General features: G+C 65.5%; 24 protein-coding genes. 9 read left to right on the forward strand and 15 right to left on the reverse strand.

The genetic code is table 11. The annotated features are described in order from the left end of the window. The first annotated feature begins 119 nt into the window (after positions 1–119). Complete coding sequence (locus G3446_RS28775; RefSeq protein ID WP_164454905.1) at positions 120–536, forward strand: AAA family ATPase; 417 nt, start codon at positions 120–122, stop codon at positions 534–536. A 644-nt stretch (positions 537–1,180) separates the two neighbouring features. Here G3446_RS28775 and G3446_RS20730 read toward each other — a convergent pair. The 6 genes from G3446_RS20730 to G3446_RS20755 all read right to left on the reverse strand — a co-directional run bounded on the left by G3446_RS20730 (position 1,181) and on the right by G3446_RS20755 (position 6,676). Continuing rightward, on the reverse strand, positions 1,181–1,777 hold the full coding sequence (locus G3446_RS20730) for a DUF1640 domain-containing protein (protein WP_164454864.1): 597 nt from the start codon (positions 1,775–1,777) through the stop codon (positions 1,181–1,183). Between the two features lie 174 nt (positions 1,778–1,951). Further along, positions 1,952–2,308, reverse strand: a complete 357-nt coding sequence (locus G3446_RS20735; RefSeq protein WP_164454866.1) for a hypothetical protein — start codon at positions 2,306–2,308, stop codon at positions 1,952–1,954. A gap of 367 nt (positions 2,309–2,675) precedes the next feature. Next, positions 2,676–3,272, reverse strand: coding sequence for a PQQ-dependent catabolism-associated CXXCW motif protein (locus tag G3446_RS20740; protein ID WP_164454868.1), 597 nt, complete (start codon positions 3,270–3,272; stop codon positions 2,676–2,678). A gap of 19 nt (positions 3,273–3,291) precedes the next feature. Continuing rightward, positions 3,292–4,143 (reverse strand): quinoprotein dehydrogenase-associated putative ABC transporter substrate-binding protein, encoded by an 852-nt coding sequence (locus G3446_RS20745; RefSeq protein WP_164454869.1) that lies wholly within the window; start codon positions 4,141–4,143, stop codon positions 3,292–3,294. Beyond that, on the reverse strand, positions 4,121–4,597 hold the full coding sequence (locus G3446_RS20750; protein WP_164454871.1) for a cytochrome c family protein: 477 nt from the start codon (positions 4,595–4,597) through the stop codon (positions 4,121–4,123). Before G3446_RS20750 ends, G3446_RS20745 begins: the two co-directional genes overlap by 23 nt. Before the next feature lie 141 nt (positions 4,598–4,738). Further along, complete coding sequence (locus G3446_RS20755; protein WP_164454873.1) at positions 4,739–6,676, reverse strand: methanol/ethanol family PQQ-dependent dehydrogenase; 1,938 nt, start codon at positions 6,674–6,676, stop codon at positions 4,739–4,741. A 532-nt stretch (positions 6,677–7,208) separates the two neighbouring features. Here G3446_RS20755 and pip point away from each other — a divergent pair. The 3 genes from pip to G3446_RS20770 all read left to right on the forward strand — a co-directional run bounded on the left by pip (position 7,209) and on the right by G3446_RS20770 (position 10,481). Then, positions 7,209–8,186: a prolyl aminopeptidase gene (gene pip / locus G3446_RS20760; RefSeq protein WP_164454875.1), complete on the forward strand. Its 978-nt coding sequence runs from the start codon at positions 7,209–7,211 to the stop codon at positions 8,184–8,186. Positions 8,187–8,244: 58 nt separating this feature from the next. Continuing rightward, the gene (locus tag G3446_RS20765; RefSeq protein ID WP_164454877.1) at positions 8,245–9,990 is read left to right on the forward strand and encodes a chloride channel protein; all 1,746 of its coding nucleotides are present in this window, start codon (positions 8,245–8,247) and stop codon (positions 9,988–9,990) included. 200 nt (positions 9,991–10,190) lie between these two features. Beyond that, positions 10,191–10,481 carry a hypothetical protein gene (locus G3446_RS20770; protein WP_164454878.1) on the forward strand — a complete coding sequence of 97 codons (291 nt, stop codon included), beginning with the start codon at positions 10,191–10,193 and terminating at the stop codon, positions 10,479–10,481. A 92-nt stretch (positions 10,482–10,573) separates the two neighbouring features. On the opposite strand, the gene G3446_RS20775 is transcribed toward G3446_RS20770, so the two are convergent. Then, positions 10,574–11,344: a lipid-binding SYLF domain-containing protein gene (locus G3446_RS20775; protein ID WP_245232639.1), complete on the reverse strand. Its 771-nt coding sequence runs from the start codon at positions 11,342–11,344 to the stop codon at positions 10,574–10,576. Between the two features lie 385 nt (positions 11,345–11,729). Continuing rightward, positions 11,730–13,052, reverse strand: a complete 1,323-nt coding sequence (locus G3446_RS20780) for an MFS transporter (RefSeq protein ID WP_164454881.1) — start codon at positions 13,050–13,052, stop codon at positions 11,730–11,732. 184 nt (positions 13,053–13,236) lie between these two features. Here G3446_RS20780 and G3446_RS20785 point away from each other — a divergent pair, with 184 nt between their 5' ends. The 3 genes from G3446_RS20785 to G3446_RS20795 all read left to right on the forward strand — a co-directional run bounded on the left by G3446_RS20785 (position 13,237) and on the right by G3446_RS20795 (position 15,555). Further along, on the forward strand, positions 13,237–14,166 hold the full coding sequence (locus G3446_RS20785; RefSeq protein ID WP_164454882.1) for an exopolyphosphatase: 930 nt from the start codon (positions 13,237–13,239) through the stop codon (positions 14,164–14,166). Between the two features lie 354 nt (positions 14,167–14,520). Continuing rightward, entirely contained in the window at positions 14,521–14,928 is a 408-nt protein-coding gene (locus G3446_RS20790) for a DUF4332 domain-containing protein (RefSeq protein ID WP_164454884.1), read from the forward strand. Between the two features lie 186 nt (positions 14,929–15,114). Next, positions 15,115–15,555 (forward strand): DUF29 domain-containing protein, encoded by a 441-nt coding sequence (locus G3446_RS20795; RefSeq protein ID WP_164454886.1) that lies wholly within the window; start codon positions 15,115–15,117, stop codon positions 15,553–15,555. 14 nt (positions 15,556–15,569) lie between these two features. On the opposite strand, the gene pqqE is transcribed toward G3446_RS20795, so the two are convergent. From pqqE to pqqA, 5 genes are all read right to left on the reverse strand, one after another. Continuing rightward, complete coding sequence (gene pqqE, locus G3446_RS20800) at positions 15,570–16,754, reverse strand: pyrroloquinoline quinone biosynthesis protein PqqE (RefSeq protein ID WP_164454888.1); 1,185 nt, start codon at positions 16,752–16,754, stop codon at positions 15,570–15,572. Next, positions 16,723–17,007, reverse strand: coding sequence for a pyrroloquinoline quinone biosynthesis peptide chaperone PqqD (gene pqqD / locus G3446_RS20805; protein WP_164454890.1), 285 nt, complete (start codon positions 17,005–17,007; stop codon positions 16,723–16,725). Before pqqD ends, pqqE begins: the two co-directional genes overlap by 32 nt. Further along, positions 17,004–17,738 carry a pyrroloquinoline-quinone synthase PqqC gene (pqqC, locus tag G3446_RS20810; protein ID WP_164454892.1) on the reverse strand — a complete coding sequence of 245 codons (735 nt, stop codon included), beginning with the start codon at positions 17,736–17,738 and terminating at the stop codon, positions 17,004–17,006. Before pqqC ends, pqqD begins: the two co-directional genes overlap by 4 nt. 134 nt (positions 17,739–17,872) lie before the next feature. Next, positions 17,873–18,787, reverse strand: a complete 915-nt coding sequence (gene pqqB, locus G3446_RS20815; RefSeq protein ID WP_164454894.1) for a pyrroloquinoline quinone biosynthesis protein PqqB — start codon at positions 18,785–18,787, stop codon at positions 17,873–17,875. Positions 18,788–18,892: 105 nt separating this feature from the next. Next, complete coding sequence (gene pqqA, locus G3446_RS20820) at positions 18,893–18,967, reverse strand: pyrroloquinoline quinone precursor peptide PqqA (RefSeq protein WP_164454909.1); 75 nt, start codon at positions 18,965–18,967, stop codon at positions 18,893–18,895. A gap of 459 nt (positions 18,968–19,426) precedes the next feature. On the opposite strand from pqqA, the gene G3446_RS20825 reads away from it, so the two are divergent. Continuing rightward, positions 19,427–20,719, forward strand: a complete 1,293-nt coding sequence (locus G3446_RS20825) for a dicarboxylate/amino acid:cation symporter (RefSeq protein ID WP_164454896.1) — start codon at positions 19,427–19,429, stop codon at positions 20,717–20,719. Positions 20,720–20,768: 49 nt separating this feature from the next. On the opposite strand, the gene G3446_RS20830 is transcribed toward G3446_RS20825, so the two are convergent. Beyond that, a complete protein-coding gene (locus G3446_RS20830; protein ID WP_164454898.1) occupies positions 20,769–22,052 on the reverse strand; it encodes a DUF1570 domain-containing protein in 1,284 nt (427 codons plus the stop codon). 724 nt (positions 22,053–22,776) lie between these two features. On the opposite strand from G3446_RS20830, the gene G3446_RS20835 reads away from it, so the two are divergent. Then, positions 22,777–24,222, forward strand: a complete 1,446-nt coding sequence (locus tag G3446_RS20835; RefSeq protein ID WP_164454901.1) for a zinc metalloprotease — start codon at positions 22,777–22,779, stop codon at positions 24,220–24,222. A gap of 126 nt (positions 24,223–24,348) precedes the next feature. Here the strand turns inward: G3446_RS20835 and G3446_RS20840 are convergent. Then, the coding region (locus G3446_RS20840) for an SCO family protein (RefSeq protein WP_164454903.1) at positions 24,349–24,842 on the reverse strand (494 nt) is incomplete at its 5' end.

The following is a 24,842-nucleotide window of genomic DNA, read 5'->3' on the forward strand; positions in this document are numbered from 1 at the left end:
TCTTCGGTGTTGAGACTGATAGCGTTGCAACGCTTCATCGGCATGCTCCTACAAGGTTCCTGTGAAGACGCATTATTGTAACATAATCATAGCTTTAGGCGCTAAGTCCATGGCATTGCCTGCAGACCTTCCGCCAGATCATCGAGGAGGGCTATGTCTACATCGATAAGACCGAGCTCGCCTGGGCGCTGGCGAGCAGCGGCAAATACTATTTCCTCTCGCGTCCGCTCCGCTTCGGCAAGAGCCTCTTTCTCGACACCCTCAAAGAGTTGTTCGAGGGAAGTGAAGCGCTGTTTCGCGGACTCTACTGCGCCTTCTTCGCTAGCTGCCTCAACGCCGAGATGGTCCCCGAGGACATCTCCAACCACGGCCAGGTCGACCTCACCATCAAGCTCGAAGGCTTCGTCTACGTCATCGAGATCAAGCTGCGCCGGGGCACCGTCGCGCCGGACGCTGACGGCGCGGCGGTGGCCGGTCCCAACCCCGCGCTCGCCCAGATCCAGGCGCGCGGCTACAGCGCAAAGTACCGCGACTAGCCCCAGCGCGGGCTCTTCGAGCTGGGCCTCGTCTTCGACAGCCAAGCGCGCAATCTGTTGCAGGCCGACTGGCAGCGGGTCGAGTAGAGCCTGAGATGCACGGCCTCCGGGCTCCCTTCAGCAGCAATTGAGCCTGCGCCCAAGTCGGGCGAGTGAACAGGCAGGCAAAGGGAACGTCCGTGGGTAAGTTTGGGGTCTTGGTCGACATCAGACCGAGACGATACCGCCCGCAGTCCTCTGCCGCCAAATCCACTGAGTCTGTCTCCATCGCTCAGGGCTCCTCTTGGCCCTTCCGATGAGGCTTAAAACGGCCAAAGTCGAGTTGGCATTCGCCGTTGTTGGGGCGCTGCAATCGCGTCATCGCGATTGTCGATGGCGTTAGAAATCCGGGTCTATTCGGTGAATGACGCGGTTAATCGCCAACGAGGGTGGTGAATTTCTCTTGAGGCGAACCGGTAAGGGAGCGCGTCGGGAGCTCGGATGGATGTCCAGGAGGTGACAGGCGGGGAAATCGGTTTAGATGCTCGCAGCCGCTCTTTGAGGGAGGCGCTCAATCGTCCATTCTCCGCGCTTTGACTCTTCCGCCCAAAGGCCGAGCCACGCAGGGTTGCGTTCATCGGCGGCCGGTGCCCACGGGCGCGGCCTCATGCTAGCAGTTTCACCAGCGCGGCGATGGCGCCGACCTGGGCAAACATCAGCGGGACGAGCCAGGCTAGAAGGCTGTTGCGGCTGCGCTCGATTTCGGTCTTGACCTCGCCGCGCAGTCGCTCGACCTGCTGCCGCACCTCGCCGCGCAGTTGCTCGATCTCCTGATGTACTTCGCCGCGTAGCAGCTCGATCTGCTGTTGTACTTCGCCACGCAGCTGCTCGATCTCCTGATGTACTTCGCCACGCAGCTGCTCGATCTCCTGATGTACTTCGCCACGCAGTTGCTCGATCTGCTGTTGTACTTCGCCACGCAGCTGCTCGATCTCCTGATGTACTTCGCCGCGTAGCTGCTCGATCTGCTGCTGTACTTCGCCACGCAGCTGCTCGATCTGCAGGGCCAGGTTCGCGCGAACCTGCTCGATCTCGTGCTGCAGCCTAAGCTCGCTCTCACGCACATGTCGCTGGGTCGCAAGATCATGAAGGTGCGGATAGCGCTCCTCGAGCCGCTCGAACGCCTCCGCGATGACGCGCGCGCGGGCGCGGTCGTCGGGGGCGCTTGCCAGGGCTTCGTAGAGCTCGACGACGGAGGACATATCAAAATCCAGAGTATGGATGTCAGGTGTAGCGAGGTGCCTCGAGTATAGCAAGACCGATCAAGGACCATGGGGCGATCTGGTCGGCCGCACAAAGTGCCCTGGCTTGCTGGCGAGCGACGGACAGCGCATCGCAATAGGGGCCGTCGCTCGGAGAGGCGCGGAGGCGGTGCGCTACAACAGGAAGCGCATGGCCGCGACGAGCAGGCCGGCGCTGGTGGCGATGAAGCCGACGAGCCAGAGAAATTGATGGTCGTGTCGCTTGAGCATTTCATCGAACCGCTTGTCGACCTGCTCGAACCGCTTATCGACCTGCTCGAAACGTTTGTCGACTTGCTCGAAGCGCTTCGCCATCGCCTCGAAGCCCTGTCGCATCAGCTCGCGCTGGTGCTTCAATTCCTCTTCGACGCGGACCATCCGCTCGCGCAGCTCGATCTCGTAGACCGCGGGTGGTTTGCCGAGGCTCTGCTCGGCCAGCCATTCTCCGAGATGCTGTTTGATGAAGGCGATGTCTTCCTCGGCCAGGGCCATGACTGATTCCTCGGTAATCAGGACCGGGACTTGAGTTTAGCAAGGATGACATGCATGGCAGGCCTAATTCGTGGCGTAAAGGGTCGGTGAATAGGGGGCAAGGCTAGCGTCCCAGCATCCTCTATCCGTCCGGTTTGCCTGAGTCCTCGAATGCCGGACAGGGCGAGAAGGACGCGTTCCTGGAAGCTGTGGGTAGGTTGTGCGGCTTGCGGTAGGGCGATCTAGATCGCCGTGGCTCGGGCGCGTCCCAAGAGCGGCGTCAGCCCTTGGACCTGGTAGAGGCGCTAGTCGTGGCGCCGCGCGGGGCGCTGAGGTAGCGGCTTCTTGTCCCAGAAGCCCCCGCGCAAGGCGTGGCTCATGCGTAAGGCTATCTTGCTCGCGAGGAATCTAGCGGCTCGGGCTGGATCGGCTCGAGCCGGAGTCCGGCCCGGCTCCAGCCCGTGGTGCCGTTCGGGTACCAGTAGACGGCCGTGTAGCCGAGGGCCGCGATCCGCTTGGCGGCGTTCCAGGACATCCAGCAGTCGGCGCGGCAGTAGAGGACCATGGGGTGGCTCGGGTCGCTGGTCGTCAGTCGTTCGAGGGCGCTGCGAAGATAGGCGTCGAGCTGGTCGGAGAGGCGTCCGAAGCCGATATTGGGCAGCCAGACGGCGCCTGGGATACTTTGGCGGGCTGGCGGCAGCCAGAGTGTTCCGGCCGGCAGGCCGCTGGGGCGCGCGGGGGCGGGGCGGACGTCGATGAAGATTGCATCGCCTGCCTGGTGCATGGCCCGCGCCTCTGGTGTGGTCAGGGTGATGGCACCAGGTGCGGTGGCAGGTACGGGCGCGAGGAAGTCGTCGAGCCGATAGCCTTGGTCGTCGAAGAGCGCGGTCGTCTGCCGGTCGGCTGCGCGGGCTGGATCGGCTTCGACGAGTGCCAGCTGGATGCAGATCAGCGCGAAGGCAAACTGCCAGGGGCGCGGTCTCATCGAAGGGCCTTGCCCAAGGTCAGGGCTGGATGAGCTGGTCGCGCTGATCGAGGAGCGGGACGCCGTAGCTCAGCAGAGTCCGCTCGATCTCGGGCGCCAGCCGCTCGAGGATGGCGTTGAGCTGGTGCTTCCATGCGGATTCGCGGTGCCTAAGGCCCATGGAGACGTTGAAGGCCAAGGGGACGCCGTCGATCTCGGCGGGCAGGGGGACGACCTCGAGCGGCACGGCTTGGCGTGGCCCGTAGTAGCCGGCGATGGGTCCCCAGACGATGGCGAGGTCTGTCTCCCCGGCGGCGACGTCGGCGATGGCATCCCGTGCCGGCGAGTAGCGCCTGGTGTCGACGCTGCGCTCGTAGGAGCGGATCTGACCGAGCAGACCGAAGCGGGTCAGGAGGCTCACGGGCGGGGTGCCGGCGACGACGCCGATGCGCAGCCCCTGAAGCGCCGGATCGTCAGCGCGCAGGGTGTCGAGCTTCAGGCCTGAGTCGGCGCGATAGGCCAGGGTGTAGACGGAGCGGTAGTAGGGGTTGGTGTTCTGAACCAGCTCGCTGACCGAGGTGATGCCCGTGATCAGATCGCACAGGCGCACGCGCAGCGTGTTGCGGACGAAGCCGATGGTCTGGGGCCACCATCGGTAATGCAAGGGGCGGCCCAGCTCGGCCCCGATGAGCTGGGCGATCCGGTTCTCGTACCCCGCCTCCTGGTCGTTCGACAAGGGCAGGTTGTTGGGGTCAGCGCAGACAGTGAGGTAGTCGCTGCTGCGTGCCTCGTGGTCTTGCGTGGCCGCCTGAGCCTGGCTGGCCACGAGCAGCAGGGCCGCCAGGCCGAGGGATCCACCGAGGGCTCGCCTAATTGGCCGAGGCTTGGGCATCTTTGCGGACCTTGGGGAATTTGTCCGGTCTGGCGACGCCGACGACGCCGTCCGAGCGCGCCTTGAGATAGGCGTAGATGTCGTTCATGTGGGGCAAGACGTTCATGTTGGATGCGAAGGAGGGCATGACCTGCTGGTTGAGCCCCTTGCGTCCGCGCACCACCACTTCCACGAACTGGTCGAAGTCCAGCACCTGCATGGATTTCATCAGGGCTGGCGCATAGGAGCTGCCCATGCCGGCTGGGCCGTGGCAGACGTGACACTCCGAGTGGTAGCGGCGGAAGCCGTTGTAGGTGCCGAAGTCGACCTTGCCGTCCTCGACGTAATAGGGCGTTTCGGGCGAGAACTGAAAACTCAGGTAGCCCTTGGATTCGGTGGCCGAGACGGCGCCGGTCAGGCTCGCCAGGGCGACGAGGCCGGCTGCCTTGAGCGGGGAGAGTCGTGCGCTTCTCATGGTGGTTCTCTGCGTCTGGTGCCTATGGTTATGCCGGCTTGTAAGCGTCGTACTGACTGGGGCTGGCGCGACGCGCCGCGCCGGCCCGCGGACGGAGCGGCGGCGCTGGAGAGGCCCCGGCATTGCGCCGGGGCACGGAGATCAGCTCTCGGGGAGGGTGAAGACCGTGAGCTGTCCGCCGAGCTGGGTGTAGTCGCTCAGTGAGGAGTAGGCGCCGACCGCGCCCAGACCCGCCGTGGGATCGGTCAGGCCGGCGGCCATGCCGATGCCGGCCCAGCCGCCCAGACCCGAGAGCACGGCGACGTACTGCTTGCCCTTGTGGGTGTAGGTGTTGACGTTGCCGATGATCCCGGACGGGGTCTTGAACCTGTACAGCTCCTCGCCCGACTTGGCGTCGACGGCCTTGAGGTAGCCTTCCAGGGTGCCGTAGAAGACCACGTCGCCTGCGGTCGCCAGGGCGCCGCTCCAGACCGAGAAGGGCTCGGGGTTCGACCAGACGATCTCGCCCTTGCCGGCGTCCCAGGCGATGAAGTTGCCGAGGTGGTCGCCGCCGGGCGCGGGGTACATGGTCAGGGTTGCGCCGACATAGGGCTGGCCGGCGGTGTAGGAGACTTGGAAGGGCTCATAGTCCATGCAGACGTGGTTGGTCGGCACGTAGAAGAGGCCGGTGCGCGGCGAGTAGGCGGCCGGCTGCTGGTCCTTGGTGCCCAGTGCCGCGGGGCAGACGCCGGTGGTGTTCACGTCCTCGCCGTTCTGGTCGGTGGAGTACTCGGAGACGACCTGCGGACGGCCGGTCTCCATGTCGACATGGGTCGCCCAGTTGACGGCTGGGTCGTACTTCTCGGCCAGCAGCAGCTCACCGGTCACGCGGTCGAGGGTGTAGGCAAAGCCGTTGCGGTCCATGTGGACGAGCAGTTTGCGGACGTTGGCCGGCTCGGCGGCAGGGGCCGGCTCGGGAGCCGCCGCTTCCTCGGCGTCCTTGCGGCCCGGCAGCAGCGAGCGCATCTTGAAGCCGGTCTCGGCGGTGGTGACGGCGGCGACACTGCTCGCCTCCGGCTCGTCCTTTGGCGGGAAGGGCGCATCGACCAGGATCATCTCGTTGACGCCGTCGTAGTCCCACTCGTCGTGAGGCGTCATCTGATAGATCCACTTGGCGACGCCGGTATCGGCGTCGCGCGCGAAGATGGTCATGGACCAGCGGTTGTCGCCCGGGCGCTGCGCCGGATTCCAGGTGCTAGGGTTGCCGGAGCCGTAGTAGACGAGGTTCAGGTCCGGATCGTAGGAGTACCAGCCCCAGGTGGTGCCGCCGCCGATCTTCCACTGATCGCCTTCCCAGGTCGCGGTGCCCGAGTCCTTACCAACCGGCTTGCCGAGATGGGTGGTGTTCTCGGGGTCGAGCAGGGTATCGGCGTCCGGACCCATCGAATAGGCGCGCCAGACCTGTTTGCCAGAGTCTGTGTCATAGGCGGTCAAGTAGCCGCGGACACCGAACTCGCCGCCGCTGATGCCGACATAGACCTTGTCCTTCACGACCATGGGCGCCGAGGTGCCGGTCCCGCCCTTGGAGGGATCCCCGTTGACGGCGGACCAGAGCTTTTCGCCGGTCTTGGCGTCGAGCGCCACCAGCGTCGTGTCGGCCTGGTAGAGGAAGATCTTGCCGTTCCCGTAGGCCACGCCGCGGTTGACGGTGTCGCAGCACATCACCGGGATGACGCTGGTGTCCTGGCGCGGCTCGTACTTCCAGAGGATCTTGCCGTCGTTGTTTAGGTCGAGGGCGAAGACCTTATTGGGGAAGGGCGTGTGGATGTACATGACGTCGCCGATGACCAGCGGTCCGCCTTCGTGTCCGCGCAGCACGCCGGTGGAGAAGGTCCAGGCGACTTGCAGATCCTTGACGTTGCTTGTATCGATTTGGTCGAGCGCGCTGAAGCGGGTGCTCGCATAGTCGCCATTCGGCATGACCCAGGAGCTTGGGTCGCCTTGCATCTCGATGAGCTCGCTGTTGGCGAAGCCAGTGGTGCTGGCCGCGAGCGCGGCCGAGGCGCATAGGGCTATGAGCTGGTGCTTGGGCTGTGGCATTGTTGTAAGAGCCTCCTCGGTGGACGATTTCGTCTGAGGGGCGAGGTGCTGGCGCTCGGCACCGCCGTCGTCCATCGTGGCGAAGGTCGACAGCCGTGGGTCGGAGCCCGGCCGAGCGCACCCGCACCCTCGGCGATAGTGTTTGCTTGACACCTGCTCACCACATCACCAGGGTCAGCGGCATGGGTCGCAGCAATGGCTATGCCACTCGGGATTTCGGGCGGGGTCCGGTGCTCGCGACGGTCGCGCTGCCATCGCCTCCAGGGGGGCTGCGGGGGCCCCGACGTGCCCTTGATTGCTGTCGGCCGAGACGCGCCTCTAGCGCTCGCCTTGCGTGATCGGCACCAGCCACACACCCGCTGTACCTGGGCTGTCAGTGATGTGTCAGAGGCGGGACACTCGCTGGGAGACAGGCCAATGGGTGCCAAGCGCGCGCGCCTGGACCTGGCGGTCGAGCCGCCCTCGCATCAGACCAGACCTGCTTGATCCCGTCCTTGGCGGCTTTCCCTGAACCGAAGGTCTCGATGCCCTGATGACAGGACTCCACCCACCCATCGCGCCGTTCCGCGTGCACCAGGTCGCGCGCGATCATGGCCACCGTGTCTACGTCGAGGAGTGCGGGCATCCCAGCGGCCTGCCGGTCGTCTTTCTCCACGGCGGCCCAGGATCAGGCTGCAGCCCGGCGCATCGCCGCTTGTTCGACCCCGCGAGCTACCGCGTGGTGCTGGTCGATCAGCGCGGCTCCGGGCGGTCGACGCCGCTCGGCGAGACAGCGGCGAACCGAACGCCGGACCTCGTCGCGGACCTGGAGGCCGTGCGGGAGATGCTGGGGATCGAGCGCTGGCTGCTGTTCGGCGGCTCTTGGGGGGCGACCCTGGCCTTGGCTTATGCCCGATCACACGTCGATCGCGTCTTGGGCATGGTGCTGCGGGGCGTCTTTCTCGCGCGCGCGACCGACCTTGCCTGGTTCTTTGGCGCCGAGGGTGCTGCGCGACTCTTCCCGGAGGACTGGGCCGCCTTCAGCGCTCACGGGGAAAGCGCGGATTGGGCGGCGCTCATCGAGACCTACGACGCGCGCATGCACGGTCAGGACTCCGCGGCGGCTGTGCTTGCGGCCTACAGGTGGTCGGCTTGGGGTGAGCGCGTCGTCACCTGGACAGGGCCGCAGCCGCTCGGGCCGGCTCGGCTGGGGCCGCGCGGCCAGGTCGAAGGGCGGCGGGCGGGCCTTCTGGCCAAGGCGCGCATCGAGACCCACTACGCGCGGCACCGCTATTTCCTCGACGGGGACGGCGTCCTGGGAGATCTGTCCGAGCTGCCGTCGCTGCCCGTGACCTTGGTCCAGGGGCAGCGCGATCTCGTCTGTCCCCTGGAGGGCGCCTGGCGCCTGCATCAGGCCCTTCCCAGCTCCAAGCTGCGGGTCCTCGCGGACGCCGGTCATCTGATCTGGGAGCCGGCGATGATGGAAGCCCTGATGCAGGAGACGGATGCGCTGCGTCGGCGCCTCGGGTGAGCCGAGCGGGCTTGCCGGCGAGTTGTCAGCCCGCCGACTCTGACGCAAGAATGGGGACATGCCGACCACGAAGCCCCGTCTGCCGCGTCTGAGATTGTCCCTGGAGCCCCTGCGGCTCCGACTCTCCCGCCCGGACGCGCTGCTGTGGCACGCGGCCATCGGGCTGATCACCGGGCTGATCGCCGGCTCCGTGATCGTCGCCTTTCGGCTGGTGGTTGAGGGCTCGCAAGCAGCCATGCTGCCGGAGCACGGCGAGAACTACGAGGCGCTGCCGGTCCTGGGACGACTGCTGCTTCCCATCCTGGGCGCACTCATCATCGGGCTGCTTTTCCTACGGTTCGCCAAGGGGATCTTCGTGCTCGGCGTCGCCCGCGTCATGGAGCGGATGGAGTACCACCAGGGCCATATGACCTGGCGCGGCTTCATGCTGCAGTTCCTCGGGGCGGCGATCGCCATCATCAGCGGACACTCGGTGGGGCGCGAGGGGCCGCATGTCTATCTGGGCGCGGCCAGCGGCAGTCTGCTGGGGCAAGTCCTGACGCTACCCAACAACAGCATCCGCACCATGGCCGCCTGTGGGACGGCGGCCGGCATCGCGGCCTCCTTCAACACGCCGCTGGCGGGCGTGATCTTCGCGCTGGAGGTGCTGGCGCTGCAGTACAGCATCTCGGCCTTCGTCCCCATCATCCTGGCCGCCGTCAGCGCCAATGCCGTGTCGGTCGCCGTCTTCGGCAGTTCTCCGGCATTTCAAGTCCCACCCTTCGTGATGACCTCGCTGGCGGACCTGCTGCCTGTGCTGCTGCTCGGCTTGCTCGCCGGGGCGGTGTCGGCCGCCTACGTGCAGTCGCTCCAGACCATCGCCAGCCTCAGCAAGGGCATCAGCTTCTTCTGGCGCGTCTGCATCGCGGGTGTTGCGGCGGGCATCGCCGGCGTGCTGGCTCCCGAGGTGATGGGGCTCGGCTATGACACCCAGCGCAGTCTGCTGCTCGAGCAATTGCCCTGGACCTTCCTGCTCATTCTGCTCGGGGCCAAGCTGTTCGCGACCTCCACCAGCGTGGGCCTGGGGATCCCGGGCGGCACCATTGGGCCGGCGCTCTTCATGGGGGCCATCGTCGGCAGCCTCACCAGCACCATCGCCGGCCACTTCATCGAGATCGACGCGACCCATGCGCGCTTCTACGCCTTGCTGGGCATGGGCGCCATGATGGGGGCCAGTCTGCAGGCCCCACTCGCGGCCTTGACCGCCGTCGTCGAGCTGTCGCACAGCCCGGGGGTCATCATGCCGGGCATGCTCACCATCATCCTAGCCGCCATGACCTGCCGTCAGGGCTTCGGCAAGGACTCCCTCTTTCTCACCATGCTGCGCGCCAACGGACTGGACTACCGCGCCAACCCCATCATCGAGGCGCTCCGCCGCAGCGGCGTCGGCAGCGCCATGAACACCAATTTCGTGCGCCAGCAGCCGGTGCTCACCCGTGAGAAGGCCGAGCAGATCATCAATGCCTCTCCCGACTGGGTCATCGTCGACAAGAACGATGCTCCGGCCTATCTCATCCCGGGCATCGCCATCGCGACCTATCTGTCGCAGGCCAAGGAGGCCGAGGAGATCGACTTGCTCGACATCCCCGCGGACCGCCTCGAGCTGGCCTCCGTGCATCTGCAGGCGACGCTGCAGGAGGCCCTCGACATCCTCAAATCGAAGGGCGCGGACGCGCTCTACGTCCAGCGTCCCATCGCGCCCGGCATCAACCACATCTATGGCGTGCTCACGCGCGGGCGCATCGAGTCGGCCTACCGCTACTGAGCGGCGCAAGCGGCGCGGGTTGGCATCCGCGTCGAAATGTGCTCGTATTGCGACGGCCCGTGCAGTGGGTGCATTGATTGGCCTCATGGAAAATGCGGGTATCGGGAAGGGGGGCGGTCGCGAGCGGTGACGATCTGTTGATGCTCGAGCCTGCAGCTCCCATTCGATCCAGTCTCCATCACTCGGACGAGGAAAGATTTATGCGTATCCTGACCAGCTGCAAGACCCTCACCTTTTTCGCCGCCTTCTTCCTGCTTGCCGGCACGGCCTTCGCCGAAGGGCTCAGCGGCATGGCCGAGGGGGCAATGATGGATTCCATGAAAGAGAAGGCGGTCGACAAGGGCTCGGAGATGGCGACGGATCAGGTCAAGGGCGCCATGGGCATGAAGGATGACGACGCCGACGACGCCGACGCCGACGACGCCGACGAGGACGCGGAAGACGCCGGGGAATCCGAAGCAGCGGAAGGCGAGTCCGAGGCGAAGGAGTAGCGCAAACCGCTAAGGCATCGCCCTGGCAGGCGGATGCCACGCCTTCGGAAGCCCAGCCTGGCGCCTTGTCAGGCTGGGCTTCTTACGTTTGGTCAGTTCAAGGCGTCGTCCGGCCAGTACTTGGCGCCCGAGAGCTTGGCCGAGACCTTCCAGCCTTGCTTGGTGAGGACGAAGACCGCGCGACCCTCGTCGAAGCGCAGCGCGAGCTCCTGCCGGTCATCCTTGACCATGGTGCCGGCCTCGGCGGAGGCGTCGATGCCCTGGGTGATGAGCTTGTTGAAGGTAAATGCATCCTTGAAGAGGATGACGATACGGGTGTCGAAGCCACCGATGCCGAAGCTCATCCCGACGCCGACGCTGCCCATCTTCATATAGGTGCGCGCGCCCGTGCTCAAGTCGATGGCGACGCCGCGGCCATAGCCGCCGGAGACGCCGTAGCTGACCTGTCGGGTGTCGAAGACGGCATAGCCGACGCTGGACTCGATCAGAGGTGCGACCTGGGGCTTCTGCTCCTGCAGCTCCTGAATGGCAGTCTCGGCCATCGCGTCCAGCTTCGCGCGTGTTGCTTCGGGCGTGCTCTCGTCACGCAGATCCTGCTCGGCCTCTTCCAGCGAGGTCTGGGCGGAATCAATGGCCTTGCTCGTGACATCGCCCATGGTGTGGGCGGCTTGGCCGGCCGTTTCTCCGGCCTTTTCGGCCGCCTTGGCGGCACGCTCCTTCAAGCCGCCGAGAAAGGAGTCCTCGGCGGCGCTCGGTAGTGCCACGACTGCTGTCAGCACCAGGAGGGCGCTCAGTCCCGTCGCGCCCTTGCGAGGCGAATGCTGTTGCCTTGGCAAAAAGGCATCCTGAGTCAAACGCGGCATGTCGATCTCTCCTCTATTGCCATGGTCGTGCTGTCCGGCTCCCAAAGCGGGCGTCCAGTGTGGCCGAGGGCGGACGAGTGTCGTAGGGTGGACGAGCCTAAGAGACTGTGAGAGTCATCCAAGCGCACCGCGAAGATCGCAGATTGGTGTAGGTTGGGCCGACGCAGAAGGCCCAACAATCAAAGCGTTAGGCTAGCCGCCATGTTGGGCTTCGTACCTCAGCCCAACCTACGCAGAATTTCTTCACAGTCTCCTAAGCGAAGTCCACCGAATCCCGCGCCGGCGCTGGTGGACTGCGCTGCGCTTGTCCACCCTACGTGTTGCATGCTACGTGAGCGCGAAAGGCGGAAAGCTGGCCGCTGGTGGTTGGCGGCTTCCCCGAAGATCATGCTTCTGTCGGTGCCCCCAGGGTCAGGTTTCGGCAGCCTGTCTCCCGCACGAAGAGTGCCCCGATCAGGCCGATGAGCGCGAAGCCGGCGGAGAGCCAGAGCCCATTGCGGAAGTCGCTCAAGGCGTAGAGGCGGACGTCCCCAGTCATGGTCCCATCCCAGGTCAGATCCATGCTCCAGCCGAAGGCCGGCTGCATGATGGCGGCGCCGAGGAAGAGTCCGGTGTTGACCAAGGCGATCGCCATGCCGGCAACCCCTGGCCGGACCACCTCTTTGGCGGCGGCGTAGCCGACGACGAAGCCTCCGGCCGCCAGCCCGAGCAAGGCATAGAGCATCAGCCCGGTCCAGCCTGGCCCCCAGGGCAGGAGGATGAGCCCGAGCCACACGGCGACGGAGACGGCGCTGGCGCCGACCATGACCGCCTTGCGCCGTCCGATGTGGTCGGACAGATAGCCCAGCGCGAGGCAGCCGACGGCGAATCCGGCGAGCGCGGCCGTGGTGTAGAGCGAGGCCTGGGTGCGGTCCAGCCCGAAGCCGTCGCGCATCAGGGGGACGCCCCAGAGCCCGGCGAAGGCGAAGAGGCTGCCGGTGACGCCGAACATGACGAAAAAGCTCGGCCAGACCGTCGGCGTGGTCATGACGCCGCGCAGCTCGCGCAGCCAGTGATGCTCGCGCGGCGGGTGCGGGGGCAGCCCGTCGAGCTCCTGGACCGATGGCAGGCCGGCATCCTGCGGCTTGCTGCGCACGACGATGGCGGTGATCACAGCGACGGCCAGCGACAGCAGTCCGATGCCGACGAAGACGCTGCGCCAGGAGGTCGTCTTCAGGACCAGCGCCAGCGGGCCGGCGGCGAGGATGGAGCCGACGTTGCCGAGCAGGAGCGTCAGCCCGCTGATGGCGCCGTAGTAGCGCTCGCTGAACCACTGGGTGTTGGAGCGCATGAGGCCGACGAAGACCACGGAGACGCCCAGGCCGACCAGGAAGCGCCCGATCGAGGCCGTCTCGAAGGTCTCGGCCATCCCGAAGAGGATGGAGCCGAGACCGGCGACCAGGCAGCCGACGGTGACGCTGATCCTCGACCCTAGGGTGTCCGCGAGGACGCCCGAGGGGATCTGCATCGCGGTGTAGATGTAGTAGTACATGGCCGCCAGGGAGCCGAGCGCGGCGCCGCTGGTCTGGAAGCTGGCCATGAGCTCCGCGGACACCACGCCGGGTGCCATGCGGTGGAAGAAGACCATCATGTAGGCCAGCACGAGGATGGCGTAGATGGTCCAGCGCAGACGTTGGAAGCGCTGTCTGACGGCGGGATCGACGGACATGATGGGCCTTTGGTGGTTGTGTTTCACGGGTTTCCGCAAACCTCGGGCCGGAGCGGCCTTGCTTGCCATCGCAAGCAAGCCTGAGCACCGGGTCACAGACTCGCACGGCCTCGGTAGTTTCACGAAAAGCGGCTCAGTATGATCACCGGATGCTAAACAGCGCCAGCCCGGCCGGAGGCCAATGATGCCAGAGCAGAAGTTTCGTCTCGTCACGCGCAGCGATTTCGACGGCCTGGTGTGCGCCGTCCTGCTCAAGCACCTCGATCTCATCGAGGACATCAAGTTCGTCCACCCCAAGGACATGCAAGACGGTCTGATCGAGATTTCCGACAAGGACATCACCACCAACCTCCCTTATGTGGATGGCGTCCACCTGGCCTTCGATCACCACTCCTCCGAGACCCTGCGGGTTGGGCGGCAGGACAATCACATCATCGATCCGGACGCCCCTTCGGCCGCGCGTGTCGTCTGGCGTCACTACGGCGGGCACGATGCCTTCCCGGCGGCCTGGGACGAGATGATGGCGGCGGTCGACAAGGGCGATTCCGCGCAGTTCACCCAAGAGGAAGTGCTGCATCCCGAAGGCTGGGTGCTGCTCAACTTCCTCATGGACGCGCGCACTGGGCTCGGGCGCTTCCGCGACTTCCGCATCTCCAACTACAACCTGATGATGGATCTCATCCACTACTGCAAGGACCACAGTATCGAGGAGATCCTGGCGCTGCCGGACGTCCGGGAGCGCGTCGACCTCTATTTCGAGCAGGAGCCCAAGTTCAAGGAGCAGATTCAGCGCTGCGCCACCGTCTACGGCAATCTCGTCGTGCTCGACCTGCGCGGTGAGGAGACCATCTGGGCGGGCAACCGCTTCGTCATCTACGCCCTCTTCCCTGAGTGCAACAGCTCCATCCATGTGCTCTGGGGGCTGAAGCAGCAGAACACTGTCTTCGCCACCGGGAAGTCCATCTTCGACCGCAGCTCCAGGACCAATATCGGCGAGCTGATGCTGGCCTATGGCGGCGGCGGGCATCATGCGGCCGGCACCTGCCAGGTCGAGAACGATCGCGCTCCGCAGGTCCTGGATCAGCTGGTCGACCGCATCACCGCCGACGGCTGATTCGCCTATTCTAGAAAGAGGTGCTAGCCACCAGCGGCCAGCTTAAAGCTTTGTTTTGGGGCCGCTTACAGGTCTTCTCCGAGTCACCCAGCGGGTGAGCGGCTGGCCGCCCAGAAAGTCCGGCAACTGTGCGATCTTCCTCCGCTGGCCGCTGGCCGCTGGCCGCTGGCCGCTGGTAGCTGGAAGCTGGTAGCTGACTGCTGACTGCTGACTGCTGACTGCTGACTGCTCCAATTCGGTTTATCCTGGCCGTCGGTGATCGGCGCCCCTGCCGCGGGCCTCGGCTTGCTTGGCCCCTGCGCCGCCGCGTCCGATCTCCCGATCGACAACGACAGCACAGCCAGGAGAAACCGAATGACCACGCCAGTCATAGACCTGAAGGGCGCGACCGAGACCATCGTTGCGGCACTCCATGCCAAGGACATCAAGAACAACGATCAGCTGGTCGAGGGCGCCGCAGCTCCGAATCAGCGCAAGGCCCTGGCGAGCGCCTGCGGCTGCACGGCCAGGGACATCCTGGAGCTTGCCAACCGCGCCGACTTGGCACGTATCAAGGGCGTCTCCGGCGTCTACTCGGACCTGCTCGAGCGCGCAGGCGTCGACACCGTGAAAGAGCTGGCGACACGCCGGCCGGATAATCTTCAGGCCAAGATGGCCGAGACCAATGCGTCGCTCAAGCTCGCCGCGCGCGCGCCGACCCAGGCGCAGGTCGAGGATTGGGTGGCGCAGGCGAAAGAGCTGCCGAAGCTGCTGACCTATTGACCCCCGTGAGGCTGGGAGTGTCGGCCGCCAGGCCGACACCTGTTGACCTGGAAGTCGACACTCCCAGCCTGAGCCGTTCCTGCAGCATAGGATGGAGCGGGGTGCTCGGGGTAGGTTCTCGCCGCCACCTCGAACGATGCTGACACTCTGCCCCATGTTCAGGATCGACTGAGACGAGCCAGAGCCATGACCCGTGAGACCGGATACGATCGGGATGTCATCGCTTGGGCCAACGAGCAGGCGCGTCTGCTACGCACTGGCCAGTTCGACCGGCTCGATATCGAGCATTTGGCCGAGGAGGTCGAGGACGTGGGCAAGAGCGAGCAACCTGAGCTGGCGAGCCGCATGGCCGTCCTGCTTGCGCATCTCTTGAAATGGCAGTTTCAGCCGGCCCGCCGCAGCCGAAGCTGGGAGGCAAGGATTCGAGCTCGACGCGACAGCATCGAACGCCGTCTTCGTCGGACTCCGAGCCTCAAGCAAAGCCTCGACGCCCCGGATTGGTGGTGCGACACCTGGGGCGACGCTCAGACCAACGCCATTGATGAGGCGGGACTGAGCGATTTTCCGGAGCAATGTCCCTGGACCATCGACCAAATCCTCGACCCGGATTGGAGGCCCGAGGCTTGAGCATTGGGATCGGCTCAGTCTGTCGAGGCCTCCGATAGCCTTCGCGCGTTGGCTGGCGGGCCTGAATCGAGCACCCCCATCTGCCGCTTGGAGTTGCGCATGTTGCGGAAGACGATGGGGCTCTCCCTTGGCGGCGTCTGCTCGCTCGCGAGGGCCACGCGCCGCTGCAGCTCCGCATGGTGGGGCGACTTGGCGCACACAGGGTCCGCGTTGGCCGGGTCTCCGGTGAGCAGATAGGCCTGGCAGCGGCAGCCGCCGAAGTCCTTGGTCTTTTCCTCGCAGGAGCGGCAGGGCTCCTTCATCCAGCCGTAGCCGCGAAACCGGTTGAAATCCGGCGACGCGCTCCAGATCCACGCCAGGTCATGGTCGCGCACGTTCGGGAAGCTCAAGCCCGGCAGCGAGCCGGCGGCGTGACAGGGCAGGGCGGTGCCGTCCGGGGCGACGGTGAGGAAGATCGAGCCCCAGCCGCTCATGCAGGCCTTGGGGCGCTCCTCGTGATAGTCAGGCACCACGTAGAAGATCTTCATCTGACCCTTGAGCTTCTCCTGATAGTCATGGGCGAGCGCTTCCGCCCGCTGCACTTGCTCGCGCGTCGGCAGCAGCTGGTCGCGGTTGAGCATGGCCCAGCCGTAGTACTGGGTGGTCGCCAGCTCGACATAGTCGGCCTGGAGCGCATGGGCCATGTCGAGGATCTGGGCGACGTCGTCCGTGTTGTGCCTGTGCAGGACGAAGCAGAGCACCATGGGGTAGTCGTACTGCTTCACCAGGCGGGCCATCTCCAGCTTGTGCCGGAAGGAATCATTGCCGGCGATGAAGTTGTTCAGCTCCTCGCTGCTGGCCTGGAAGCTGATCTGGATGTGGTCGAGCCCTGCCTCCTTGAAGGCGCGGATGCGGTGCTCGTCCATGCCGACGCCCGAAGTGAGCAGGTTGATGTAGAAGCCGAGCTTGTGGGCCTCGGCGATCAGCTCCTCCAGGTCCTTGCGCACCAGGGCCTCGCCGCCGGAGAGTCCGAGCTGCACGGCCCCCATGGCGCGCGCCTCGCGGAAGACGCGGATCCACTCCTCGGTCGAGAGCTCGTCCGAATACTTGGCCATGTCGAGCGGATTGGAGCAGTAGGGGCACTGCAGCGGGCAGCGATAGGTCAGCTCGGCGAGCAGCCAGAGCGGCTTAGGCGGCGAATCGGATCCACTGGTTGTCATGGGCTGTGCTCAGGAATTGGTACACATCGTCCGAGAGATCCTCGGCGCCGGGGAACTGCCGCTCTAGGTCCTGGATGATCTCGGCCGCGGAGCGCGCGCCGTCGCAGCGCTTGAGGATCTCGCCGGCGGGGCCGTTCAGCTTCACCATGCCCTCGGGATAGAGCAGGACATGGCAGCCCTGGGCCTCTTCCCACTGGAGGCGGAAGCCCTTGCTGACGGCCGGGACGCTGCTGGGGCTGATCGGGCCGCTCATGGCCGTCCTCCGACGTTGTGGTAGGGCGGGCGCTTGGCGATGTAGGCCATCCACATGCAGTCGAGCATGGTCCAGAGGACGTCGAGCTTGAACTGCAGCACCTCCAGCATGCGCTCCTGCTGCGCGCGGGTGCGGTAGAAGTCCAGGGCGATCTCCAGCCCGTGCTCGACGTCGCGGCGGGCCTCGCTCAGGCGCTTGCGGAAGTAGGCATAGCCCTGGGGCTCGATCCAGGGGTAGTGGTCGGGCCAGGCGTCCAGCCGGGATTGGTGGATGGTCGGCGCGAACAGCTCGGTCAGCGAGGAGCTGGCCGCGACCTCCCAGGGCTGGCGGCGGGCGAAGTCGACATAGGCGTCGACGGCGAACTTCACTCCCGGCAGCAGGTGCTGGTCGGACCAGAGCGCCTCGCGCGTCAGGCCGACGGCCTCGCCGAGCTGCAGCCAGGCCTCGATGCCGCCTTCCTCCCCTTGGGTGCCGTCATGGTCGATGATGCGCTGGATCCAGTGCCGGCGTACCTCGCGATCCGGGCAGTTGGCCATGATGGCCGCGTCCTTGAGCGGGATGGAGGTCTGGTAGTAGAAGCGGTTGGCGACCCAGCCCTGGATCACCGGCTTGTCCACCTGCCCGCTGTGCATCAGCTGATGCAGCTCGTGGTGGATGTGGTAGTAGCGCTCTTTCTCGCGCAGTTTTTGCTCGAACTCGGCGCGCGTCCAGGGCTGTCTGTCGTTCTCCATGCCTGCTCCTCGGTGCGATGCGTTTCATGCGATCCTCCGGAGCCGCAGATCCTCGGGTGGACAAGCACAGCACAGTCCACCAGCGCCGGAGCGGGGCTTGGCGGACTCCGCTCGCGCTTGTCCACCCGAGGTCGCTAGAGCGCGATCTCCATGCCGTCGTAGGCGACCTCGATGCCGGCCTGCTCCAGGGTGCGGCGCTCGGGAGAGGTCTCGTTCAGGATCGGGTTGGTGTTGTTGATGTGGATGAGGATCTTGCGCGGACCCTCGAGCGCGCTCAGCGTCTCCATGATGCCGCCTTGGCCGGACTGGTCGAGGTGCCCCATCTCATGGCCGCGCTTATCCCCGATGCCGCCGCGAATCATCTCGTCGTCCGTCCAGAGCGTGCCGTCGACCAGGATGCAGTCGGCCTGGCGCATGAAGCCTAAGACCTCGTCGTCGATCTGGCCGAGCCCGGGTGCGTAGAAGAGGGTTCCGCCGGTGCGCGAGTCATACACGCGCACCCCGATGTTGTCGCCCGGCACCCTGTTGTGGCGATGGGGGGAGTAGGGCGGCGCCTCGCTCTTGAGCGGCACGGCGGTGAAGCTGAGCCCGCTGGCGCCGAGGATCTCGAACGGCGTCCGATCGGTCGGCACCTCATGCCAGTGCACGCCCCGGAAGTGCGACAGGATATTGAAGATGGGAAAGCTGGTGGTCAGATCGTCATGGACCGCCTGGGTGCAGTAGACATCCCAAGGAGCCGTGTGCTCGCGCAGCATCAGCAGCCCAGTGGTGTGGTCGATCTGGGCGTCGACGAGCAGAATGGCGCGGATGGCGGTGTCGCGCACCTGGCGGGCCGGCTGCAGCTCCGGGAAAGATTCCAGCTGTGCGCGGATGTCCGGAGAGGCGTTGAAGAGTACCCAATCCTCGGCGTTGGCGCTCACCGCGATCGAGGACTGTGTCCGGGCGCGCGCTTGGATCTGCCCCTCGCGCAGTCCTCGGCAGTTCGGGCAGTTGCAGTTCCACTGCGGGAAGCCGCCGCCGGCCCCGGAGCCCAGAACATGAATTCGCATACTGGCTGATTCTATTGGTGGTGCTGGCGGGAAGGCTGCTGGCGAAGATGAAAACGACCCGGGAAGTCCAGCAGGGGCGTCGCCGGGTCGTCGGCTTGGGGGCGATCAGCGGTTGTTGATGTAGAGATTGATCTCGAAGCCAAGCCGCAGATCTTCGTATGCAGGTTTCGTCCAGGCCATGTGGTCGATGCCTCCGTCTCTTCAATGGTGATTCGGCGCGTCTTCGGAGTCTGCGTCATGCAAGTCGCGCGGCAGCCGCAGTCGCCTCGGAACCGAGTCGGCGCCCTTTGTTGGCGGTCAAAGACAACGCAGACATCATGCCAGTCGGGGCGGCCGCGCTGACCTGGGCTTGCTTGGCCGGACCGCGTCGCGTCCGTTCGAGGTCGTGCGGCCTCGGCGCGGACGGGCAAGGGTGTTTTCGAGGCGGCTCTGGAAGGCGTCTCTAGCGCGGCGGCTGTGTCACCAGGGGAACACTTTGGCCCAAGCGCGGAGCGTCCGGGCGGGGAGGGTGCCGCAGCCGCTGGTTTGCCCGCCCTGGCCCGATCTGAGATCATCCGGACCCTTGGTGCTCACGTTGGGTGGATTTGTGCGCCGCGCCGGCGACCACCCGGATCCGCGGACAAACCCTGGTAGACGCCCATGTTTCCTTTCAAGCTCAAGCTCCATTGGCAGATCCTCATCGCGCTCGTGCTGGCCGTCCTGGTCGGGCTGGCCGTGGGTCGCGAGGCCGGCATCTTCGGCGTGAGCTTCTACGCCATCTTTGAGTTCGTCGGCAAGCTCTTCCTCAACGCCTTGAAGATGCTCATCGTGCCGCTGATCGTGTCCTCGATCATCGTCGGCGTGGCCGGGCTCGGCGGGTCGGACAACCTCGGGCGGCTCGGCGGCAAGACGCTCGGCTATTACGCCACCACCAGCCTCTTCGCCATCCTGGTCGGTCTCTTGATGGTGAATCTCATCCAGCCAGGCGTGGTCGATGGGGATCCCAAGGAGGTCTTCGGCTTCCATGCGGACGTCGCCGCCCTGGAGGAGACGGTCGGCGGCAAGGACAGCGGCGACGTGGTGGAGGTCTTCCTGCGCATGATCCCGGTCAACGTGGTGGAGGCCGCGGCGCAGGGCCAGATGCTCGGGCTCATCTTCTTCAGCCTGCTCTACGGCTTCTTCATCACCCGCATCTCCGAGGCCTACGGGCGCACGCAGCGCAGCTTTTTCGAGGGGATGTTCGAGATCATGATGCGGATTACCGATCTCATCATGCTCTTCGCGCCCATCGGCGTCTTCGCCCTGGTCGCCAAGACGGTCGCGGATACCGGGCTCGAGGCCTTCGGGCCCTTGGCGCTCTTCTTCTTCACGGTCGTGCTGGCCCTGGGGATCCACTTCCTGGTGGTGCTGCCGCTGCTGCTCTACTTCGTCGGCGGCGTCAGCCCGCGCCGACACTATGCGGCCATGGGCTCGGCCTTGCTGACCGCCTTTTCGACGGCCTCCTCGTCCGCGACCCTGCCCATCACCATGGAGTGCGTGGAGAAGAATGCCGGCGTCTCCAATCGCACGACCAGCTTCGTCCTGCCCTTGGGCGCCACCGTCAACATGGACGGAACGGCCCTCTACGAGTGCGTCGCGGCGCTCTTCATCGCCCAGGCCTATGGGCTGGAGCTGACCTTCGCGACTCAGTTCCTGGTCGTGATGCTCGCGCTGCTCACCTCCATTGGCGTTGCGGGGATCCCGGCCGCGAGTCTGGTCGCCATCTCCATCATCCTCGGGGCCATCGGGCTGCCGCTGGAGGGCATCGGACTCATTCTGGCGGTCGACCGCATCCTCGACATGATGCGGACCTCGGTGAACGTCTTCAGCGACTCCTGCGGTGCCGTGATCATCGGGCGCAGCGAGGGCGAGACCGGCATTCTGCAGCCGAAGCCCAAGGCGGCCCCCGTCTGATTCAGGCGGGAGGTTTTGGCGCCTCCTGTCACCCAGGTGCCGAGACGCCTCAGAAGGTGAAGGGACGCGCGTCGCCGCTGCGCAGCCAGCTCGACCAATCCGCCTCGAGCGCGGCCAGCCCACCCGGGTAGGTCGCCTCGAGCGTTGCGACGGCGTCGAAGCCCCGGCAGCGATGCTCAGCAATGGCGCCGAGGTAGCTGCCGATCAGGCGCCGCCGCTCGGGACGCTCCATGAGGAAATGCGCCAGGGACCAGGCATAGCCATAGGCGATGTCGTCTCCGATGCGATTCCAGTCGTCCCGATTCATCGCCAGGAAATCACCCAGCGACGGCAGCCGCCCCGCCTCCAGTCGTCCTGCCACCTCGGCCATTTGCAGCAGCGGCGCCGAGGCCGTCGCGTAGCTCTGCCGAAAGCTCAGCCGCTCGACGAATTCCGCCAGTCCCTCGTTGAGCCAGAGGGGCACATTGCCGAGCCAGTTGCCCAGGGCGAGGTGGGTGATCTCATGGCGCGCGACCGCCATGCTCGTCTCCGCGCCCATCCAGCGGACGACCGCCTCATTGCTGAGGAAGGAATAGAAGCCGGTGACGGTGGCGAGGTTGTGTGCCTGAGTCTCGCGATAGGCGATGAAGCGCTGCGCGCCCTCGATGATGGTCAAGCGCACATGCAGGGGCTCCAGCTCTGGCTCCCCGATGCTCTCGGCCAGAAACTGAAAGACCCCGTTGACATTGGCCGCCAGCGCCAGCCTGAACGCAGGGTCTGGGGTGTGGCCGACGAAGCTGTACTCCGCCGAGAACATCCCCACGCCGCCGTCCGCTGTCTGGCCGACGACGTCGGCCGAATCGGCCGCCGGTCTGCGGTCCGAGAAGATCACCTTGCCGCTCGCGTCCGTCCAGCGATAGATCTTATGCGCCTGCTTGCGCGACGGGTGGAGGACAGGCAGGGCGAGACAGGGGCGACCGATGTCCGCGTGGTCGCGCGGCGCGCTTGTCGGCGTCGTCCGGTCCATGCGCTCGGGCTCCGGCGGACTGCCCGGCTCCGCGGCGAGCACGCGGCGCGGCGCCTGTGGCATTGGCACAGGCTTCGGCGGGAAGCGGATCAGGCTGTACTCGAATCCAGGCCCCGAAAGGATCAGCTCCTGGCCGGCGAGACGCTCTGTGAGATCCGTGCGGCCCAGTGCGGCCAGGTAGCCAAGGCGTTGGTCGTTCGTCGAGATCAGCCAGGCGAGGATGGTCGATAGGAGGATCAGCACAAAGACCTTGAAGACGCGCTCGGCGACGCCCCGCGCGCCCCCTCTATGGGACTGCGCTGGCTTCTTGCGGATTGATCTCTTCATGGGACAGGTCTGTTCATTCTAGAAAGAGCCACCAGCTACCAGCCACCAGCTACCAGCCACAAGAAGCCGGCTTAAAGCCTTGTTTTGGTTCTGCTTTCAGGTCTTCTCCGAGTCACCCGGCGGGTGAGCGGCAGGCCGGCCGGAAGATCCTGTTGCGAGGGCATGCTGCCGCTGTGCGCGTGCCTGTGACGCTGAAGGCCGTTCTATCTCAATTCGGTCCCTGGGCGCCGTGAAGTCCGTTGCAGCCCGAGGGATCGATCGCGACGGCCACAAGCTGGCTTCGCGCGCCCCTCTGCCAGGGTAGCTCGGCCCCCGATCGGTCGTGTTCTTAGGAGCTGTCCATGTCTTGTTTCCCGATTTGGGTCTCTGGTGACGCAGCTCCAGCTGCGCCACCCGCGAGACGAAGCTCAGCTTCGCGAGTCTGAGGGTAAGCCCTGCTTTCGGCCTGGTGCAGGGGCCGGAAGTGCTCGGCGTCGTGAAGCAGAGCTTCGTCGCCGAGGTCATGAAGCAGGAGCTTCGTGACCAGAACAGCGGGAGGCAGTTGACGGACACTTCCTTAGCTCGCCGAGCGTGAATAGATCACACATTCGGCGCTCACTCTTAACGCCCTTCGGCTCCCCAGACCTCCTGTAATGAAAGTGTGCTCGTCGCCTCATGCGGATAGCGGCGAGCCGCATCACGCAAGCCGCGTGAGTGCCTTAGAACTTTCTCGGAGGAGCAAGCAATGAAGAAGATCTGGTGGGCTGGCGCCATGGCGCTCTCACTGCCCTGCGCGTCGCTTTCTGGCGCGCTGGCGGCGAATTTGGACGCAAGCTCGGGTCTGGCATCCAAGCTGGCCGAGCCTTCGCCGATCGACGTCGCCGCGAAGACGCCGACCGACGAGGCGGGCGTGCGTCTGATCGCGAATAGAGACCTGCGCTCTTGGCTGGAGGTCGATGGCGAGCGGCTGGAGATCTCGGGACGACTCAGTCTCCATCTCTTGGCGACCGAGCAGGGCCTGAAGGACGGGATGGTCGAGGTCAAGGGCTTCAACCTGGCGTACTTCAAGGTGCCGCAGGCGCAGATCTCTCGGGGCAGGACGTCGCAGGACGACACGGGCGTTCTGGGCTTCGCGGTCAAGCACGAGGGCGGGTCTCAGTATCTCGAATACGATCCTGCCAGCGGCCGTCTGGCCGGGAAGCTCTACGGCTATGTCGACGCGAGCTACATGGCCGCGCTCGGGCGCCTGGCTGGGGACAGCGCAAAGGACGACGACCTCTACGAAACCCCGGCTCAGTCGGCATCGCTCTATGTCGAGATCGCGCTCGATGAGGCGCTATCCGCGCTCAGCGAGCGCGCCAAGGTGGGCGAGGACGAGATGCGCAAGGGCGCGGCCGAGGATGTGATGCGCACCAAAGCGGGCCTGCGCTTCGAAGCCGACATCGACGCAGAATCGGACTTCGATCTCCCCGCCTATCGCATCGAAGCCAAGCCTTTCGAGCTGGAGCTCGAGTATGCTCCCGCCATCTATTGGATCGAGGTCGCCAAGCGGCTCTGTGTGCAGCCGGTGCGGATCGGCCGGCTGAGCTGGAGTGGCGGCTGGCCATATGGCCTCTCCGTCGACTACACGGGCGAAGGGCTGAGCTTCGGCATGCCCGAGGTCAGAAACCAGTGGAGCAAGGCCGATGTCGTCTTCACCGTCAACGATTGGGTGACCGTCTGGCAATCTGGCTACTGGGAGATGGACACGAACGGCTCCTGGACCAGTACCGAGGAGGCCAACCTCATGAATGAAGTCGACAACGACGACTGCGTCGAGGTCTTCTTCATCGATGACTTCGTCCCCGAAAGCGCCCATGGCGGCGGCGCGACCTGGGGCTCAGGCACGGCTGGCACCAAGATCATCACCAGCGACGGCAATGCCCGGGGCGGCATCGACGAGACCCACCTGGCGCACGAGCTGGGACACTCCATGGGGCTGCGTCATCCCTGGAGCCCGGCCACCGCGAGCGCCGAGCCTGGCAGTACCGGGACCCTCATGTGCCCGAGCGGCTGGATGAACGACAACCCGAAGGTCAACAGTCAGGAGAACGAGGACAAGCTCTCCAATCCGCTCTTCACCTTCGCGTTCAAGTTCGTCACTGCGGGACCGGACTGCGCGGATAGCGGCGACTGCGGGGCTTGTCCCTAGTCTCGCGTCTCACTCCAAGTCGCAATTCCGTCATTGGACATGAGCGGCATCGGCGCCGGGAGGGTTGATCTGGAGGTCAACCCTCCCGGCGTCACTCGTTTCGGCAGCAGATGGCGGTGCGGAAGACTAGGATCCTGCCCCGGGTGCCGTCTGCGCTCCCTCGTCCGCGCTCAGCTGGGCGCGCACGGCGTCGACGATCACCTCCGGAGGCAGTCCGTAGGGGATGATGCGGGCGAGCTGGCCCTGGCGGTCGATGACGTAGACGGACGCCGTGTGGTCGAGGCTGTAGTGCTCCCGCTCGCCCTTGCCGACGAAGGCGTAGCGAACCTTGTAGCGGTCCGCGGTCTCGGCGAGCGCCTCGGCCGAGCCCGTCAGGCCGATCATCTCCGGGTGGAAGTAACGAACATAGTCTCCGAGCCTTTCCGGTGTGTCGCGATCGGGGTCGAGCGAGACGAAGATCGGCTGCACCTGCTCGGCCTGATCGGCGAGCGCGCGCATTGCCGCCGCAACGACGGCGAGCGTGGTGGGACAGATATCGGGGCAGTGCGGCCTGGCAAGGCCGCGTGTTCTAGCGGGTGTGACTCCCGCCTGGGTAATCGTGCGCCGCGAGCCCAGTATCG

This window comes from Thiorhodococcus minor (assembly GCF_010820565.1).
Classification (GTDB): Bacteria; Pseudomonadota; Gammaproteobacteria; order Chromatiales; family Chromatiaceae; genus Thiorhodococcus; species Thiorhodococcus minor.